This window comes from Paenibacillus sp. SAF-068 (assembly GCF_051967555.1).
Classification (GTDB): Bacteria; Bacillota; Bacilli; order Paenibacillales; family Paenibacillaceae; genus Paenibacillus.
On the sequence record NZ_JBQCJX010000001.1, the window covers coordinates 1,222,450 to 1,240,793 of the forward strand.

The following is an 18,344-nucleotide window of genomic DNA, read 5'->3' on the forward strand; positions in this document are numbered from 1 at the left end:
GTTTGCATTTTTGATATTTATTGTGCTGCGGTAACATTAATGCTGTCAACATTCGGTCCTTCTGTTCCCGTCGTAACAACTTTCAAGGTATTGGTCCCCGTGTTCATGGGGACCTGAATTGTTTTTTCAATCCATGTGGACCAGCTTCCCGTTGCCGGAAAGGGCTCGTTGCTGATGACTTTGGTTCCGTTAACAAAAATGTCGAGGTTACGGGTTCCGCTTTCCAGCGCATAACGAAACTTTACGTTTTTGGTGCCTGTAATCGTGTTGTTAATAGCGTTCCATTGAATGGCTGAACCAGTCATTGCATTGAAGTTGACATACCCGGAACCAGTGTAACCAGGATAGATCGTTTCAATGGCAGCTTCCGTAAGTGTCGTTCCGGTCTCTGCTTCATACGTAGTGCCACTGCCTGTATTTCCGCCGTTATTCCCGCCAGTAATATTGGCAACAAATGTTGTTACGCTCTGAGCCGGGAGTTGTGCCGTAAAGGCTCCATTGGATACGGTAAGCGAGGCCCCGCTTGCCAGGTTGCGACTGCTGTCCGTAACCCATGAGGACACCGTGGAGGCATTACCATTCTGCAGAACGAATTTTTGGCTTGTGGCTGAAGTTCCACGGTTAATTGCTACGACAACGACCTTGTTATCCCCTTTGTAGGCAGAAACAAATGTGTTTGTATCCGGGTTTTTGGTTGCATCCACTCTGAGATAGCCAGGACGTACAAATTTGGAGAAGTGGGCCATGTTATACCCGCGTTTGCTTATAGTACCGTCCTCTTTCATCGGACCATACTGTCTGCGGATGTACCACCACACATAAGCTTGGAAATCACCTTCTACCATGGCATTGTGCATGTGATAGGAAACGTCCAGTGCTTCAGGCCAGCGGTCTGCTGAATTGTTATCACTGTTCGGAACGTATACCTCAGTCATCCACAGTTCTTTACCAGCTCCTTTTTGCTTAAAGAGAGGGTACGCAAAATTCGAAATCTGGGTTCCGTACGTGTGTGCTCCCAGAATGTCCATGTTGGCAAGGGCCTGCGGATCATTCAGGATTGGGTCGGATATGTTCTTTAAGTATTGGAAGGATTCAGGCGCCATGACTTTGGTACCTTGAATGGAACCGGCATTTTCCTTCATGAATCGAAGGATCTCTTGTGGAGTCCACCAGGTCCAGTCATGGGCATAATCCGGTTCATTCTGCACAGAAATGGCATACAGATCTACACCGTTATTTTTCATGTAGGTTACAAAGTCGTTCAGATGTTGCGCATATGCGGCATATTTGTCGTATTTCAGACGTTTGGCATTTGTATCCCCATTACGGTTGAATGTTTCAACCATGCTACTTGGAGGATTCCACGGGGATGCGAATACGATCGCCCCCTTTTCAATAGCCCGTTTGGCTGTGGCAACTTCACGATACCAGTTATTGGAATCGGGATCGACGTAGATTCTGAGAATTGAAAAGCCTAACTGATTCTGGTCGTTACCGAAAGCAGTTTCACGTTGAGCAGGCGTCAGATCACCAATCCAGGCAGGGAGGTTAATGCCACCAAAGCCCTTGATCAGTTGTTTTTCCGAGGACAAATTAATGTTGGCATCACTTGCCGCCGAAACTTGTGTAGGACTTAACATGAGGGGCAGAGCTGTTAAACAGGCCAATAAAACATTGATCGTTTTTTTGAATTTGAATTTCACTATTTTCATCCTCCTCAATAATGGTAAATGGTTACATGGAGAAACCGCGACCAGGGATAACAATAAGAAGAGCTGATAGTCTGGTATTTATTTCATGTAAACCCTTTCAAAACCTCCTTTCGCAAATCATAGGAAAGAAATAAAAAAAGTATTAACGTCTTTCATTTGTTGATTCTACTAAATAATGTCTACCTTGAAAACCTGACAAATTACAGTATTTTTTCTAATTAATCTCTTTTTTATGCGGTTCAATGACAGTTCTTGTGTGAATGTAAAGGTGAAAACGAGGGGATGATGGCGTTGTTGCCTCAAGATGCAGGTCTCCAGCGGCGGGAGGGGGCTTGTTATAAAGGAAGGCTTTGGCTTACATATTACTCCCTTCATTATCAAACAATGAGATCACAGAAACTTACGGGGAGGGAATCATGATGAAGGAAAAGAGAAGACATTATCGATTCATTGCAGGTTGCATGGCATTGTTGATTGTGGTTTGTGCAGGCATAACGGCAGGAGGGCCAATAGCTGCAGCTTCAGACTCCTCATCGAATCACAAACGGTTAGGGATTATCATCGATGATGTTGGTAATGACATGAAGGGTACGTCAGAGATTCTGGCGATGCCAGTTAAATTAACGGTAGCGGTCATGCCTTTTTTGCAGACAACGAAGAAAGATGCAATAGCTGCACACGAAAAAGGGATGGATGTGATTGTGCACATGCCCATGGAACCTAAAAAAGGAAGACCTGAATGGCTGGGCCCGGGTGCCATCACATCCAATCTGACAGACGAAGAAGTCCGCTCACGCGTGGAGAAAGCGATTGATGATGTACCCTACGCGATTGGCATGAACAATCATATGGGTTCCAAAATTACTTCGGACAAACGTATCATGTCAATTGTGCTCGATGTATGCAAAGAGCGGGGCCTCTTCTTTGTCGATAGCCGTACGAACTTTCGCTCCGTGGTGGGGGAACTTGCCATATCCAAGAATATGCCGCCTGTAGGTAATGACATTTTCCTGGATGATCAAAACTCCAAGCAACACATTCGCAAGCAAATGGATCTGGCAGCTCAGCGATCCATCGACAAGAATATATGTGTTGTCATTGGTCATGTCGGACATACGGGGTTGAACACCTCCGCAGTGATTCGTGAATCCGTCTCCCGTCTGCAGGGGCAGGTTGAGTTTGTAGGAATCGGTGATCTGGTTCGAGATGTGTGGCAATGGCAGTCTGGGTCTGCTCCTACACTACCGACAGATAATAAATAATGCCGCTCGCAATAGACTCTGCGATTCGTTTTTGCTCAACGGGATCACTCATTCTTGCTCGATCTTCGGCATTGCTCAAAAATCCGGTTTCGACAATGACAGCAGGTTGCTTCACGTAATTCAATAAATAAAAGGGCTTGCCCCACACGACCCCGTGCTCCGTTCCGAACAATTGGTTCATGGCGTCCTGAATGGATTGGGCCAGCAAATAACTCCTGCCTTCCTTCTGGTGCAATACCACCGGGCCATGTGAAGCTGATCGGGGACTCCAGTTCGCATGGATGCTGACTACGATATCTGTACTTACTTCTTCGCTAAGGCTCTTGCGTTGGGCAAGATCCCTAGTATGACGGGAGCGGCTGTTCAGCCAGCGGTTCTCATCACTAAGTGCATAATCACCAAGTCGATTGATGATCACGGCATACCCTTTGCTGCGAAGCAGGAGATAGACCTTTTGGCTAATGGCCAGGTTGATATCTTTTTCCAGAACACCTTGGGCTGACGTACCACCATCAATACCGCCATGGCCGACATCGAGCAGGATCACGGGTGCTGCAAAGGCATGATGACTTGAACGGTAAGCATCACCATCGGTCACCGGCAACATGGATGGACTGTTCTGGGACGGGGTGGAATGATCTGAACTTTGGGATACGGCAAAATCAAAATGGGCTGCTTTTCTATAAGCAACATGGGGCAGCATGGGAAGGCAATGGAAGCTGATCAGCAAGGCTAACGAAGCGGTCAGCAGCTTATACATGGGATACACAACCCTTCATGAAATAGGTATCGGATGCAGATTCATGGCTGTATGGATACCTTTGGCATTAGACTGTGCATTCTAAGGTTTTTCATACCCCTTTCAATAAAAAAATGTTTAACGATTACACATCCTGCGCACAATAGAACTATCGTAAGCTCCGCGAACGTGGAGGAGCAAAGGAGGCAGATGTTATGGCCAAAAGTGATGAGTTGGTAAAATATATTACGCAGCGTGTTGTTCATTATATCGATACACCCAAGGATGAGCGGAAAGAGCGGGCCAAAAGGAAAGAGCCGTGGGCAATGAAATGGTTTGGTATGATTCCGTTCGCTGTATCCCTGTGGGTAGGAAAAAAGGAAAAGGAATTGGATACACCGTCCCATAAACGAAGTTCTTCAGGCAAAAGGTAACGATCGCTTACCTATTTCACTTGGCAAGTTTCAAGACTTGCCTATTGTAAAACCAAAAGACGCAATCCCTTATTACATGGGAAGGCGTCTTATTTGTTGTGGTTGTTTGATTGTCTTAACGTTATTTGAAAGATCTATGGAGTTAGCTGACTGTTATGGCTTTAAAATGTAAAACTGACCGTCTTGTTGTAATGTGCTCAAAGGCACAAAACGTTGAATGGATGTTTTTCCACCTAACGCTACATATAGAATGGATTCTTCCTCCTGTTCTGTATGCCATAGCTGATAACCGCTAACGGGGAGAGGACCACCGTATATGACGTTACGATCATCCGCTGAGAAAACAATCTCTTGAATCTCAACGTGTTGTATCACATCTTGTACCCGGTCGGCTGCAACAGGCTTGGAGGTAATCCACAACAGATTGTCATCCGGATTGAAGACTGGTCGCAGATGAAGGGGATCGACTGAACCAGATGGAGCTGGGCTTAAATGAGTTTGGCTCGCAGAGACTTGTTTGGAATCAGCCTCCAGCAGGTTCAGTAACTGAGGTGGTAGTACATCTCCGTTCGTAGCATCAATATAAAGTGCGGGATGATTAGGTTGTTCCACTTTCCAATATGCCAGCAGGGGAAGAGCGTAACCAAGATGAAGCTCTCCGCCGCCAGCGAGTAACGCCTCAAGTTCCACATGTTGTTGATTCAGGGCTTGTCCAAGAAGTTCATAGTTGTATGGTGACTGTTCTCCTTGACCGTATTCGCTAAGCATCATCTGTCCCTGTTCTGTGGCGGTAATAATCATATATCCAATGGGTTTGCCCTCAAATGCAGCTTGCACCATCCAGCTATGTGTACCCGGCCCCAGAGGGTAGAAATCGAGGTCAGCGTTCTTCCAATTAGCTTCGGCGTTATTCGTACTGAGTGTAACAGCTTGTTGCTCTGCAAACCGTTGTACAGCAGCGGGAGCTGACTTGTCATTCTGGAATGCATGATGTGTAGGACGATGTTCTGGGGATAATGCGAGAGACGGTAAAGACGTTTTGGGTTCCTCAGCATTGGCTATAGACCAGAAAGAGAATAGGACAAGACAACTGAGTATGCCCAAGGTCATACAGGTTGTTCTCCGAGTGTTGTTCCAACACATATGAAAGAATCGTTTCAAATTTACACCTACTTTTCATTTATCCGTTACCTGAGCGGATCCTATTTTTATTCTAGGGGACAGGCAATGCAAAGGTTGCCGCAACCTGTCGGGCAGCTGATCATGAATAAACACTACTTTTGCCAGCATTTGCAGGAAAAGTAGTGTCTTCGTCTATCTTAAGTGAAACATGCCGCTGCTAATGGCAGTCACTTTCACTTTGGGTTCATATTGCCAGATCATCTCGGTTCGGCGTGTCTCATACTGCAGTTTCATTGCTTCACGATCCATTACTGCCTGTTTGGCTTTCTCTTCTTCGGCTTCTGTCTCGGTGTCGATCGGCACTATGGCCTCTGCAGCCAATTCTACATCTGCTCCAATGGGTTTAGCTTCAGTTATATCCAGAACTCTTTTCAGAGGTACAGGTGTCGCACGGTTAGAATGGACATTATCCGTGCCGGAGTCTGTATTACCCGTTGGCTGCACCTCAGGCATATCTTCCCGGAGTACCGCTTCATAATATGTGTCCAACACGTCCAGCTCCAGATCAAGCCGCTCTTGGGCTTTCTCAGCCCAGTCATAATCGAGTTCCAGCAAGCGGTTCGTCAAATGAGATTCCAAAGCAGCCCCGGCATCAACCAACGAAACTTTAGCTGTCTGCACATGCATGTTCTCGGCAAGCCTCGGACTTAGATCACGTCGATTCAGCTTGGTGCCGAATTTTTCTATAATTTCACCCGAGCGTAGGGAGATGCCAAGAAAATGCAATTCCTCCCGTTTCAAATCACAGGCGAATTCCACCTTGAAGCACACACCAAGCCAAGGCTCATATACGGCTGGCGCTGTAGCACGCAATTGCCGTTTGGCAGCCTGTTCGAACAGGTTCACGAAGGCACCGCCTTCACGTGCTGCGCCGAAAATCTGCTGCAGTCTGCGACTGCCGTACACCACTTCTTCACGCAATATCCGTCCTGGTCCCAGCTGTGGCAAGGATGGGGTGATCCCGAAGTAACGGCCTAGAATGGTTTCTTTTGGTGGCTCGCCTTGAGGACTGCCGTTGGTTACACCATTCGTTCCAGCAGGGTTAGGTACAACCGGAGGTGTGGCTTGCGCAGCTTTGGCTTCCGCTGCTTCCGTGATCTGTTGATAACTGTCAGGATCAAATATAAATGTAAAGGACATCGTCTCAGCAGGGGCTCCGGTTCGCTCCACAAACCCCCAATAATAAGGGCGATTGGTCAGCGCTTTGTCCGCCTCAGGTGAAAGTTTGACTGTAACATGGGCAGGGGAACGCTCCATGATCTGACAATCGAGGGCTTCCAGATAGGTGAGAACATAAGCCTGCACTTCATGGGGAGACATGGTCATGGGTCAGCTACCTCCTTTGCGAAGATCTAACAACCCGGATACAGCAGGGCCTTCATCGGCAACCTCACGTTGAATGGAATTCAGCGATTGTCCAAGTGAATCCATTTTACGGCGAATATCTTCATCATTTTGTGATTCCAACATGATTTTATACAGGCTTTTCTCAATGGATTCCTTCTTCTCCAGGCGTTCCAGAATGACATCCAGCCCGCCGATCACCATCTCAAACATGTTGATCTTCTCATGCAGCAGGTTCAAAATATGTTCCTCTATGGTTCCGATCGTGGATAGGTTGAAAATGTTCACATCATTTTGTTGTCCCAGCCGGTGTACCCGACCGATTCGCTGCTCTACGCGCATAGGGTTCCAAGGGAGATCGAAGTTGATCATATGATGGCAAAATTGCAGATTTATGCCCTCGCCACCCGCTTCGGTTGCAATCATGGCCTGTACACGCCCGCGGAAGAGATCCATCATCCAGTCTTTTTTGCCTCGATTCATGCCGCCCCGATAGGGTACAGCCGTAAGCCCGTTGTTGCGGAAATAGTTAAGCAGATACTCTTGCGTGGCCCGGTATTCGGTGAAGATAATTACTTTTTCATTCATGTTCCGAATCAGTTCCATCGTTTTCTCGGCTTTGGTATTTTCCTTGATCGCTTTAATATGAGCAACGAGTTCCCAAATCTTGTCCCGAAGGGGCGAGTCCAGCGGAAGTTTCTTCGACAGGTTGACGAGCGTCACGAATACAGCATCCCGACTGCTGCACACTTCACGCTGCAATGTAACCAAGGAGAGCATGCTGCTGAGGTTGCCGCCAGCTTCCTGATACTGGTCTTTAACAAAGGATGTTACGCCATCATAAAGCGCTTGTTCTTCGGGCGATAGTTGCAGATTCACGTTGGAGACGTTCCGTTTGGTAAATTGAACGGGGCCTTCGCCGCGACGGTTACGAATCATGACTTTGGATAACTCGTTCTTAAGCTGTTCCTGATTCTTCGGAACCCGCTTGTCTACGACAAAGTTGGCCGCAAAGTCACCCTGACGACCCAATTGACCGGGTTTCAGCAGGTTGATGAGATTGAACAACTCGCTCATATCGTTCTGCACAGGTGTGGCTGTGAGCAACAGACAATACTTCTTTCGCAATTTCAGCATGAATTGATAGTTGGTTGTTTTCTTGTTTTTGAGTTTATGAGCCTCATCAATAATAATCATGTCGTAATCGGTATTCAGCAGCATATCTTTATGCGGATCACGTTTGGCTGTATCCATGGAAGCGACCACCACTTCATTCTGCCAGGAATAAGCTTTTTTCTGGGCAATAGCAGGGATGCCAAACTTCGAATTCAATTCCCGTACCCATTGCAGTACAAGAGACGCAGGTACAAGAATAAGTACCTTGGATACGAGACCCCGAACCATATATTCTTTCAGAATGAGACCGGCTTCAATGGTTTTGCCAAGTCCCACCTCATCGGCGAGAATGGCCCGGCCCGACATTTCAAATAATACTCTGCGTGCAGTGTCCATCTGATGAGGAAGTGGAGTAAGGCCTTGTAGATGCTTCAAACACTGAATTTCGTCAAAATTGGGAATCAGATTGGTCTCTTCGGCCTGAATGCCCAGTTGAAAGAGTCGGTAATCCCCCCAAGGGCCTCCTTTATCCAATCTTGATTCCAACTGATTGATCCAGCTTCGATCAAATTCAAGTGGAACGGGCAGCTCGGCTACAGGTTGATTCGTGTGATGCGGGTTTTTCCGGTTCATGATGCTTCCTCCCCTGCCATACGTGATGACGTTTTATTCGTAGGTAATAGTATGGACGAATGAGACTGAGTTCATAACTATGTAAGTTGAAGCACATATTTTTTCTGTCCCAAAAAATTCACAGGTTTTGTATGCGTGAGTCTGAGAGTGTGTGAAGAAGCTTGTCTGAGTATGGGGAGTTTATGAAGATGGAATATGATAAAAGTCGCATGGAAAATCAATATATGGTGTAATATACTTGGTTTGTATCACTATATGTGGTGTTTCATCATAATTTACTCTAATAGTGAAAATGGAGCGTTATTCGGGGAGGTTGAACGTAGCGATGAAATCAAACCAACGATCGTACCAATTAGAAGGACTGAGCGAAAAAATATTTCTGGACCGATACGCCTGGAAGGACGCTGATTCGAATCATGCCAAGGTCGGAGATGTGGTATTGGTATTAACAAAGGATGATCCCAAGTTCCCAACCAAGGAAGTGGGCGAAATCACAGAACGTCAGGGTCAGCTCGTACAAGTCAGGACTCGAAGCGGAGAGATCATCGAGACAAACGTGGAGAAACTGACACTCAACATAGAAAAAACACCGGAAGAGATGTGGAACCGGCTGGCCAAAGCCATGGCTTCTGTTGAATCTACAGCAGATCAGCGGGCAATGTGGGAGTCCAAGTTCCGCTCCGTGTTGGAAGATTGGAAGTTAGTACCCGGAGGGCGCATTGCTGCGGGCGCGGGTGCAAGCGATGAGCTGACACTCTTTAATTGTTATGTCATTCCGTCTCCGCAGGACAGTCGGGGTGGCATCATGAAGACCTTGACCGAGATGACGGAGATTATGGCACGTGGGGGAGGTGTGGGCATTAATTTGTCCTCTTTGCGTCCTCGCCGAGCGGTAGTGAAAGGTGTCAACGGATCATCCAGCGGTTCCGTATCGTGGGGCGGATTGTTCAGTTATACGACAGGACTGATTGAACAGGGCGGAAGCCGCCGGGGTGCACTCATGCTGATGATGAATGACTGGCATCCGGATGTACTTGATTTTATTACCGTGAAACAAACGATGGGTCAGGTGACCAATGCCAATCTGTCTGTATGTGTGAGCAATGCATTTATGGAGGCTGTCAAGCAGGACGCAGATTGGGATTTGGTTTTCCCCGATACGAATGATCCAGACTATGACACGGAGTGGAACGGAGATATGCAGCAATGGAAAGCCGCAGGTCATGCGGTGGTGCACTATCGTACACTGAAGGCTCGCGATATCTGGCATACCATTATTGAATCAGCCTGGAAATCGGCAGAGCCTGGTGTGGTTTTCATGGAGTACTATAACCAGATGTCCAACAGCTGGTACTTCAATCCGATTATCTGTACTAATCCTTGTTTTCATCCAAAGACCAGAATTACAACTGAATACGGACTTATAACAATAGAAGAACTATACAACCGGACAGCAGGCAAATCATTTCTAGTTGGAACAGATCATCGTCTTGTTGAGCAGGCAAAGATTGTAGGTGGCAGATCATATGAAATTCCGGGATTGCATTTGAGAACAGCAAGCGTTTATCCAACCGGAATAAAAGAGACGTTAACAATTTACCTTCAAAATGGATTGGAAATTAGCGTGACATCTGACCATCAGTTATATACTAATTCAGGTTGGAAACAAGCTAAAGACTTGACCTCCGAAGACTATATCTATATCCAATCGGCCGAAGGAGCTTTTGCCAAGGAAGATCAGCTAGGAGAGGAATGGGGACTTTTCCTGGGATGGTTAACCGGAGATGGTTGGGTCTCTAAGCGTGGTGAAGTTGGTATGGTTTTTGGTGCAGAGGATGAGGAAGTTATTCCACGGTTGATTGATGCTGGAGAAAAAATATCAGGCGTAAGAGCAAAAGTATATCAAAGAACGAATGGAATAAAACAAGTGTATTGGTGGCGCAAAAAGCTGATTGAAGAAATTGTAAGATTAGGTGTGAAGGCAGTTAAGGGACCTGAGAAGGAAGTTCCAGAAATGATATTTACTTCATCTAAAAAAACCATTACGGCTTTTTTACAGGCTTTATTTAGTGCGGATGGTACTGTATACAAAAGAGATGAGATGCATCGTACCGCAAGATTGACTTCATCTTCCAAAAAACTATTGCAGGGTGTTCAGCTACTTTTGCTGAACTATGGAATCAACAGCTCTATTTACGCACGCCCTAAGTCATCACAAGCCATGTTTAAATACACAACAAAAGATGGAGATCACAGGACATATTCCAGTAATGATTTCTACGAATTGGTCGTGTCAGGGAACAATTTACTTGTGTTTAAAGAGAAGATTGGTTTTAAATATGTAACAAGAAAACAGGATGCTTTAGAACGAATCGCCAGACCTTCTAGAAAATCAGAAAAGTTTATGTCGAAAGTTAAAAAAATAGAAAAGGGAGAGCAAGTAACTGTATATGACATAACTGAGCCTGTGACTCACTCCCTGATCGCTGGTGGAATTGTTGCTCATAACTGCGGGGAACAAGGCCTGCCTGGCTGGGGTGTATGTAATCTGTCAGCAATCAATCTGTCCAAATTCTACGATGAAACGAATGATGATGTGGCATGGGATGAACTGGCGGAAACCACTCGCATCTCGGCTAGATTTTTGGACAATGTCATCGATGCAACACCATATCATTTTGAGGAAAACAGACTGAATCAACAGCGTGAACGCCGGGTTGGGCTTGGCACGATGGGATTGGCAGAGCTGATGATTAAGCTCCGTATAAGGTACGGCAGTCCTGAATCCCTCGAATTTCTGGATAAACTGTATGGATTCATGGCGAAGGAGGCCTATCTGGCATCAGCAGAGATCGCAGCAGAGAAGGGTGCTTTCCCAGCATTCGAAGCTGAACCGTACTTACAGAGTGGATTCATGAAAAACATGGTTGCGACGTACCCTGAAGTGGGAGAGGCTATTCGTAAACAGGGCATTCGAAATGTCACACTGATTACTCAGGCGCCAACGGGCAGTACAGGTACGATGGTTGGCACATCAACAGGTATTGAGCCGTATTTCGCCTTCAAGTATTTCCGTCAAAGCCGTCTGGGTTATGATGAACAGTTCGTACCGATTGCACAAGATTGGCTGGATGAACATCCGGGTGAAGCTTTACCAGACTACTATGTGACGGCGATGGATCTGTCGGCTGAGAATCATATCCGGGTGCAGGCTGCGATTCAGCAATGGGTGGATAGCTCCATCTCGAAGACGGCCAACTGTCCGGCTGATTTTACAGTGGAGGATACGGCAGAACTATACGAACTGGCCTTCGACCTTGGTTGCAAGGGAGTAACGATATATCGCGACGGCAGCAGGGATGTGCAGGTGTTGTCCACGTCGAAGAAGGAGGTGACCCAGGCCGAAGATGAGAACACGGCGAAAGCTGAAGAGATGACTATCGTATCTGCAACAGAAAACCCGAATCATATCGGTGGGCAGGCAGGTGTTGAAGCGTTCGGTAGCGAGGTTGATGGTGAAACCCATACTTCAGTTGAAGTCCCTTCCTCTTACAAAGTGCTGGATAAACAATATAGAAGCCGCCCTCAGGTACTTCGCGGTGCGACATACAAAATCAATACACCATTCGGGATGGCTTACATTACGATCAATGATCTGGAGGGAACGCCGGGTGAAATCTTCCTGAACGTGGGCAAAGCGGGATCGGATGTGTTCGCCATGGCTGAGGCACTCGGTCGAGTATGTTCTCTGTTCCTTCGATACGGAGATCACGGGCACAAGGTTGAACTGTTGATCAAACATCTCAAGGGAATCGGCGGATCGGGCGCGATTGGCTTCGGGGCCAACCGGGTGGAATCCATTGCTGATGCAGTCGCCAAAGCATTGGAAAGTCATGTACAGAGTAATGTACAGGTGAATGAAACGGGAGCTTCACAAGAACAGAACCAAGTGAAGAGCGCATATCCACAAGTGGAGAATCAGAAAACGGTTATCGAATCAAGAGATTTATGTCCTTCATGCGGCTCAGCATCTCTGATAAATGTCGAAGGATGCAGAACATGCAGCAACTGTGGATACAGTAAATGCAATTAAATATCTCTAGAACATGAGAAAAAGAAAAGGCGCTCCATGACTCCATCAAGAGTCAGGAATGCCTTTTCTTCATTTAGCTAACTAACACCATTCATGACAACAATCTGCAAGTGATTGCAGATCATTGAATAGAACGCCAGCATGATAGCCGTCGCACACAGCATGGTGTAACTGAACAGATAGGGGAAGATAGACCTTATCGTTTTGTTGATTATATTTTCCCATCGTGAAGATAGGCAACAAGTAGGTTCCCTCATTGTAAATATTCAGATTAAATCCCGTAAAGTTCACCCAGGGAATACTGGAAACGGGGAATGTATTCAGTGGTTCATTGGGTTTGGCAACCAATTGTTTGTGATCTTTGTAATCCTTCATATCTTCCAGATAACGATTGTGGAACGTCTTGAAATCTTCATGGAATGCCGTCCAGATCGTTGAGAAACTTTTGTCGTCCTCATGAAAAATCGTATAACTCGGAGACATTTCGTCCCAGTAGCCCAATCTACCCTTGGTATCAAAACAGGTTCGAAATTCTCTGTGTGCATTGACAACCGTAGAGATCATATGAATAAGAGCCGGATAGAATTTCAATCCTTTAAGCTTGAGTTTGGTGATCAATAGCGTGATATCAAGATTGGCAGTTATGCTGTAGGTACATCTGACATGGTTTAAGTAGTGGTCAAAGTATGGCTTTCGATCCCACTGATCTAACACGATTGGATCAAACATAAGTTATAACCTCCTAAATTTGAATAATGCCTTCATTTAGGAGGTGTATTTGACTGATTTAACCATATCCTATCACATTCCCAGTATTGTATTTTAAGAAATTGATCCATTTCATTATAACATGATACTGAATGTGGTCGGTTATAGCGAAATCTGCTGCAAAGCGCTTTTTCAACCTGCTTCTTTACTTTATAATTAAAATGGTCTTTATAACGAAGAAGAGAGGGGATTAGATGCGTCAGCCGATAGAAGAACCCAAATTTTATTCTTATCCGGGAATGGTAGCGGTGGTGACTTCGCGTCATGAGGGAGTCCAGAATGTGATGGCGTCTGGATGGCATACATATATCGGATCATCTCCAGGCGTATATGGCATCTCCCTTCGTAAGGAAACATACTCCTATGAACTCATTGAGAAGAGTGGCGTATTCGGTGTTCATTTCCTGCCAGCTCATCGATCGGAGTGGATTCAAGCTGCGGGAACATTCAGTGGAAGAGATACGGATAAATTCACAAGATTCGGCATTCCGTATGAGGAAGGAATTAAGGTAAGTGTACCCATTTTGACAGACGCTTATTTTGCTTATGAATGCAAGGTTATGGATATTACGACATATGGTGATCATGAATGGATTGCAGGCGAAGTATTGCAACGATATCAGGATCAGGAATACTTTCTGGAGAATGGAATGGTTGATCTGGAGAAGTTGCAAATCCCGATGTACACCGGGCGCTCAACATACCGGATCATGGATGCGAGGACAGAAGAAAAGAATCACTCGTTCTACCTCTAGGGTCCTAGGCAAGAAGAAGCAATTATGAGCAAAACTTTCAATCCGCTCTGACATAGGTTTATAATGGATAGTGGCTGCTGAGCAAGTCGGCAGCCTTTTGTTATGAATTCAATTGTTTCAATGATTGAATACGTGGGTATGCTGGTTTGCGCAAGCGGGACAGGTAATTTTAGCCACTCGATGAAAAGGACTATATTTAACGACAAAATTAGAGTATGATTTTACAGCTATATGAGCTGGCAGGAAAGGTTACATCGGTTTAATCGTTTGTAACTATTCCTGTAAAGTATGAGGCTTATTTCGGGCGTATAATGCTAAACGTGAACTCACGAATCAATATAAAGAATATGTAAGGATTAAAACTTAATGGACAGGCAACGCGTCTTTTTTAAGATAACAGAATTATCAAGGGTGTAGCATCATTGGATAGCGCTTCGACACAGGAGCTTTTCTTATGCTGTAAATGAAAGATGGAAGGTGCAATACGTATGTTAATGACAACCAGAACGATCAGGAGTTCCTTTATGCCCCCAACACCGATGTTGTTGACCCACAGTAATAAGGAGGGGCATGCATGTCACAATCGTCTAATACCAAGCGACATATGAACGGACTGGATGGCTTGCGAGCCATCGCTGTACTTGCAGTAATCGCGTATCATCTGAATTTGGATTTTATTCCGGGCGGACTGCTCGGTGTAGGTATATTCTTTGTACTCTCTGGATATTTAATTACCGATATTCTCGTGTCACAGTGGCAGGAACATGGACGTATCTCTCTCGGTGATTTTTGGGTAAGACGGGTAAGACGTTTGCTTCCAGGCATGCTGACCATGACAGCTGTGGTGATGATCTGGCTGGCCTGCTCAGATCCATCCCGGCTCGCTGCACTTCGGGGTGATATCGTTTCGGGTGTATTATACATAAGCAATTGGTGGTATATCTTTCATAACGTTTCCTATTTCGAAAGTTTTGGCCCGCCATCTCCGTTTGGACATTTCTGGTCTCTGGCTGTGGAAGAGCAATTTTATCTCATATGGCCACTTCTGCTTATTGCAGCAATCGTCGTGTTCAAAAGAAAGGGATGGCTGGTCGTCTTCATTGTCGTCGCAGCTGAATTGTCTGCTGGCGCAATGGCCATCATGTATAATCCGGATTTGGACCCGAGCCGTGTATATTATGGAACAGACACGCGGGCATTTGCACTGCTTGCTGGTGCTGCACTTGCCGTGGTGTGGCCTAGCCGCAAGCTGTCGAACTCTCTGCCTGGCATGAACCGGCTTGTACTCGATGTATCGGGACTAGCAGCACTTGCTTTGTTAATCTACATGATGCTGAATAGCAGTGAATATGATCCATTTCTGTATCAAGGGGGCATGGTGCTTCAGGCTATAGCAACAACGTTGCTGGTAGCGGTGCTGGCTCACCCATCGTCTTTCCTGGCACGACTCATTGGAGCGAAGCCATTGCGCTGGATCGGAGAGCGATCCTACGGATTATATCTGTGGCATTATCCTGTTATTATTTTAACGAATCCCGCGGTGGATACGGGAGGAGCACATCCTGTACGAATCATTTTACAGGTCGCTGCAACGGTTGTACTGGCCTCATTGTCCCTTAAGTATATTGAAAATCCGATTCGGTACAATGGATTCCGTGATTCTTGGTCCCGATTATGGGGAAGAGGGCGGTCATCGATCGGTATACGTAACGTGCGGTTGAAGCGGGCAGGTCTGTTGATGACGATTCTGCTGTTGTCCTATACGGTATCCCAGATGATGGTCTCACATGCAGCGAATTCCGACTCCCATTCCGTATCGATGTCCACCACATTGAATGGAGAGAATTCTGTAGCAGAGGAACAGGGACAGGATGTTTTGCCAGCTATTACAGCGACACCGGGTTCAGGTCAAAAGAATGATACTACTCATAGTGATAAACCGGAAGCAGGAACAAAAGATAATCCGGGGAAAAATGAGAAGCCGACAGGAGAGTCGACTCCAGACTCCAAACCTGGGGACCAGTACAGTTCAGTAAATCCTGACAAGGGCGGTCAGTCTGAAGATAAGCCGGCTGATCACTCCGTGAATAACGAGAATGACGCTCCGGACGACACTGGATTGAATGCACCCGATGGTACAGATGAAACACCTGACTCATCGGAGGAACATGAAGAAACGGCTCCTCCTACCAAGGATGGCAAGGTTCATTATACCGTCATTGGAGATTCCGTGATTTTGGATGCAAAACCGTATCTGGAGCAAAATATATCGGGAGTGTACGTGGACGGACATGTCGGTCGTCAGATGTGGCAGGCAGGCGATGTATTGGAAGGTCTGAAGCAAAACAACCAAATGGGCAGCAAAGTGGTGCTGGAGCTCGGGACGAATGGTTCCTTTAACTCCAAAAACTTGAATGCTGTGCTTGATTATCTGAAGGATGAGGATCAGGTATATCTGGTTACTGTGCGTGTACCTCGTCCTTGGGAACGAACGGTGAACAGAGCTTTGAATGAGGCTGCATCCAAATACAGCAATGTCTCGTTGATTGACTGGAACAGTGCGAGTGAAGGACATGACGAATATTTTGAAAAAGACGGCGTACACCTCACTACGCAAGGGTCGGAAGCTTTTGCAGATCTGGTGAAAAACAGTATCCAATAATGCGCAATCCATATTTAATACGATTTAGCACTTATTCATTATATATAGCCTGGGTTGAAGCTACCGACGGCTGCAACAAGAAAGAGCTCTCATGGTGAGGGCTCTTTCTTGTTGTTATGAACAAATAAGTCAACAAAGCAAATTCCAAACAGGGGAACCGATATTTTTCACCCCTGCATCCGTGGATCGTCACCTTACGGTATGATAGCGTTACCATTTACAATAAGTGTATTCAAATCGCCGAGGGGGATTATAGAGATGTTGAAAAAATGGCTTTCGGGTTTCCTGGCAATAACATTGTTCTCCATTATTCTGGCTGGCTGTGCTGGCGGGGACACTTCAGAAGGAGGCAGTGGCAATGACAAAGTAACCGTCACTCTCTGGCACAACTGGACCGGACAGGATGCGAAGGCAGTTGCCATGCGCCAAATTATTGAAGATTTTCGCTCAGCGCATCCAGATATTGAAGTCGTGGATGAAGGCCTGCCTACAGATGGTCTCAAAACCCGGCTTCGCACGGTCGCAGCTGCCAACGAGATGCCCGACCTGTTCGTGATGTGGCCGGATGCGATGACCAAGGAATTTGTAAAAGGGGATCTGTTACAGCCTATCAATGCAGAGCTGGACGCGAAGCCGGAGTGGAAGGACAACTTTATTCCGAATGCATTAGATGGGTACACAGTGGACGGAAATATCTACTCTGTGCCGATGAATCTGGCGCCAAGTTCCTTCATTTATTACAATGAAGCTCTTTTCAAACAGTACAACGTGAAAGTGCCTGAGACGTGGGCGGAACTGGAACAAGCCATTGCTACGTTTAATCAAAATAAAGTCATTCCCATGGCGCTTGGCAACAAGGCCAACTGGGTAGCACAATCGACGATATTCAGTACACTGGCTGACCGGATTACCGGCACAGAGTGGTTCCTGAAAGCGGTAGCACAAGATGGTGCAAGTTTTACCGATCCGCAATTTATTGAAGCCCTGAACAAGATGCAAGAGCTTGGCAACACCAAAGCATTTCAGGATGGATTCAACAGTATCGATGAGACACAGATGATGCAGCTTTATTTTCAAGGGAAGGCAGCAATGGTTATGAACGGCGGATGGGCCTTGGCTAATCTGGTGAACAATGCACCTGAAGAGGTATTGAACAACACCCATATTACGATCCTTCCTCCAGTAGACGGTGGTAAGGGAGAGCCAAGAACCACATCTGGTGTTGTAGGAACCGGGTTGGGTGTAAGCAAAAAGCTGACTGGTGCTCAAAAAGACGCAGCAATGGAGTTGTTTTATGCACTGGCAGGACCTGACGGTCAGAAGGCCACATTGGATAGCAGCACATTGGTGAGTTACAAGATCGATCTGGATAAAACCAAGGCGCATCCATTGTTCGTTGAGTTATATGATCTGATGCAGGAAGTGAAGATTACGCCAGTTTACGATTCCAAGCTGGGATCGGCAACGGTTGAGGTTATTAATAATGCATTGCAAGAGTTGCTCATGGGCGGTAAAGCCGAAGACATTGCAGCCAAGATTCAGGCGGCTCAAGCCAATGCAGTTGGTCAGTAATCAAGCGTCAAACAGGCAGGACTTGTAAGGGTGCAGTTTGACGTTAAGAAACAATGAATTTCATCACATCAC

The 18,344-nt window shown here is 46.2% G+C and carries 12 protein-coding genes; 6 read left to right on the forward strand and 6 right to left on the reverse strand.

All coding sequences use genetic code 11. The annotated features are described in order from the left end of the window. Positions 1 to 17: 17 nt before the first annotated feature. Positions 18 to 1,712 (reverse strand): carbohydrate-binding protein, encoded by a 1,695-nt coding sequence (locus ACTHPG_RS05500; protein ID WP_440388113.1) that lies wholly within the window; start codon positions 1,710 to 1,712, stop codon positions 18 to 20. Between the two features lie 416 nt (positions 1,713 to 2,128). Here ACTHPG_RS05500 and ACTHPG_RS05505 point away from each other — a divergent pair, with 416 nt between their 5' ends. Then, positions 2,129 to 2,974, forward strand: a complete 846-nt coding sequence (locus ACTHPG_RS05505) for a divergent polysaccharide deacetylase family protein (RefSeq protein ID WP_440388114.1) — start codon at positions 2,129 to 2,131, stop codon at positions 2,972 to 2,974. Here ACTHPG_RS05505 and ACTHPG_RS05510 read toward each other — a convergent pair. Next, the gene (locus tag ACTHPG_RS05510; RefSeq protein ID WP_440388115.1) at positions 2,949 to 3,734 is read right to left on the reverse strand and encodes an N-acetylmuramoyl-L-alanine amidase family protein; all 786 of its coding nucleotides are present in this window, start codon (positions 3,732 to 3,734) and stop codon (positions 2,949 to 2,951) included. The two genes, ACTHPG_RS05505 and ACTHPG_RS05510, sit on opposite strands and share 26 nt — an antisense overlap. A 194-nt stretch (positions 3,735 to 3,928) precedes the next feature. Here ACTHPG_RS05510 and ACTHPG_RS05515 point away from each other — a divergent pair, with 194 nt between their 5' ends. Next, complete coding sequence (locus tag ACTHPG_RS05515; protein ID WP_440388117.1) at positions 3,929 to 4,147, forward strand: YqzE family protein; 219 nt, start codon at positions 3,929 to 3,931, stop codon at positions 4,145 to 4,147. A gap of 153 nt (positions 4,148 to 4,300) precedes the next feature. Here the strand turns inward: ACTHPG_RS05515 and ACTHPG_RS05520 are convergent, their stop codons facing one another. The 3 genes from ACTHPG_RS05520 to ACTHPG_RS05530 form a co-directional block, all read right to left on the reverse strand. After that, on the reverse strand, positions 4,301 to 5,257 hold the full coding sequence (locus tag ACTHPG_RS05520) for a hypothetical protein (RefSeq protein WP_440388119.1): 957 nt from the start codon (positions 5,255 to 5,257) through the stop codon (positions 4,301 to 4,303). A gap of 204 nt (positions 5,258 to 5,461) precedes the next feature. After that, on the reverse strand, positions 5,462 to 6,655 hold the full coding sequence (locus ACTHPG_RS05525; RefSeq protein WP_440388120.1) for a YqhG family protein: 1,194 nt from the start codon (positions 6,653 to 6,655) through the stop codon (positions 5,462 to 5,464). Between the two features lie 3 nt (positions 6,656 to 6,658). Continuing rightward, complete coding sequence (locus ACTHPG_RS05530) at positions 6,659 to 8,422, reverse strand: DEAD/DEAH box helicase (protein WP_440388121.1); 1,764 nt, start codon at positions 8,420 to 8,422, stop codon at positions 6,659 to 6,661. Between the two features lie 325 nt (positions 8,423 to 8,747). Between ACTHPG_RS05530 and ACTHPG_RS05535 the strand changes: the two genes are divergently transcribed. Next, entirely contained in the window at positions 8,748 to 12,515 is a 3,768-nt protein-coding gene (locus tag ACTHPG_RS05535) for an LAGLIDADG family homing endonuclease (protein WP_440388123.1), read from the forward strand. Positions 12,516 to 12,596: 81 nt separating this feature from the next. Here ACTHPG_RS05535 and catA read toward each other — a convergent pair whose 3' ends face one another. Next, entirely contained in the window at positions 12,597 to 13,244 is a 648-nt protein-coding gene (gene catA, locus ACTHPG_RS05540; protein ID WP_440388124.1) for a type A chloramphenicol O-acetyltransferase, read from the reverse strand. Positions 13,245 to 13,477: 233 nt separating this feature from the next. Here catA and ACTHPG_RS05545 point away from each other — a divergent pair, with 233 nt between their 5' ends. The 3 genes from ACTHPG_RS05545 to ACTHPG_RS05555 all read left to right on the forward strand — a co-directional run bounded on the left by ACTHPG_RS05545 (position 13,478) and on the right by ACTHPG_RS05555 (position 18,272). Further along, positions 13,478 to 14,038 (forward strand): flavin reductase family protein, encoded by a 561-nt coding sequence (locus tag ACTHPG_RS05545; protein ID WP_440388125.1) that lies wholly within the window; start codon positions 13,478 to 13,480, stop codon positions 14,036 to 14,038. A gap of 574 nt (positions 14,039 to 14,612) precedes the next feature. Further along, positions 14,613 to 16,700: an acyltransferase family protein gene (locus ACTHPG_RS05550; protein WP_440388126.1), complete on the forward strand. Its 2,088-nt coding sequence runs from the start codon at positions 14,613 to 14,615 to the stop codon at positions 16,698 to 16,700. Between the two features lie 258 nt (positions 16,701 to 16,958). Continuing rightward, complete coding sequence (locus tag ACTHPG_RS05555) at positions 16,959 to 18,272, forward strand: extracellular solute-binding protein (RefSeq protein ID WP_440388128.1); 1,314 nt, start codon at positions 16,959 to 16,961, stop codon at positions 18,270 to 18,272. The last annotated feature ends 72 nt before the right edge of the window (positions 18,273 to 18,344 follow it).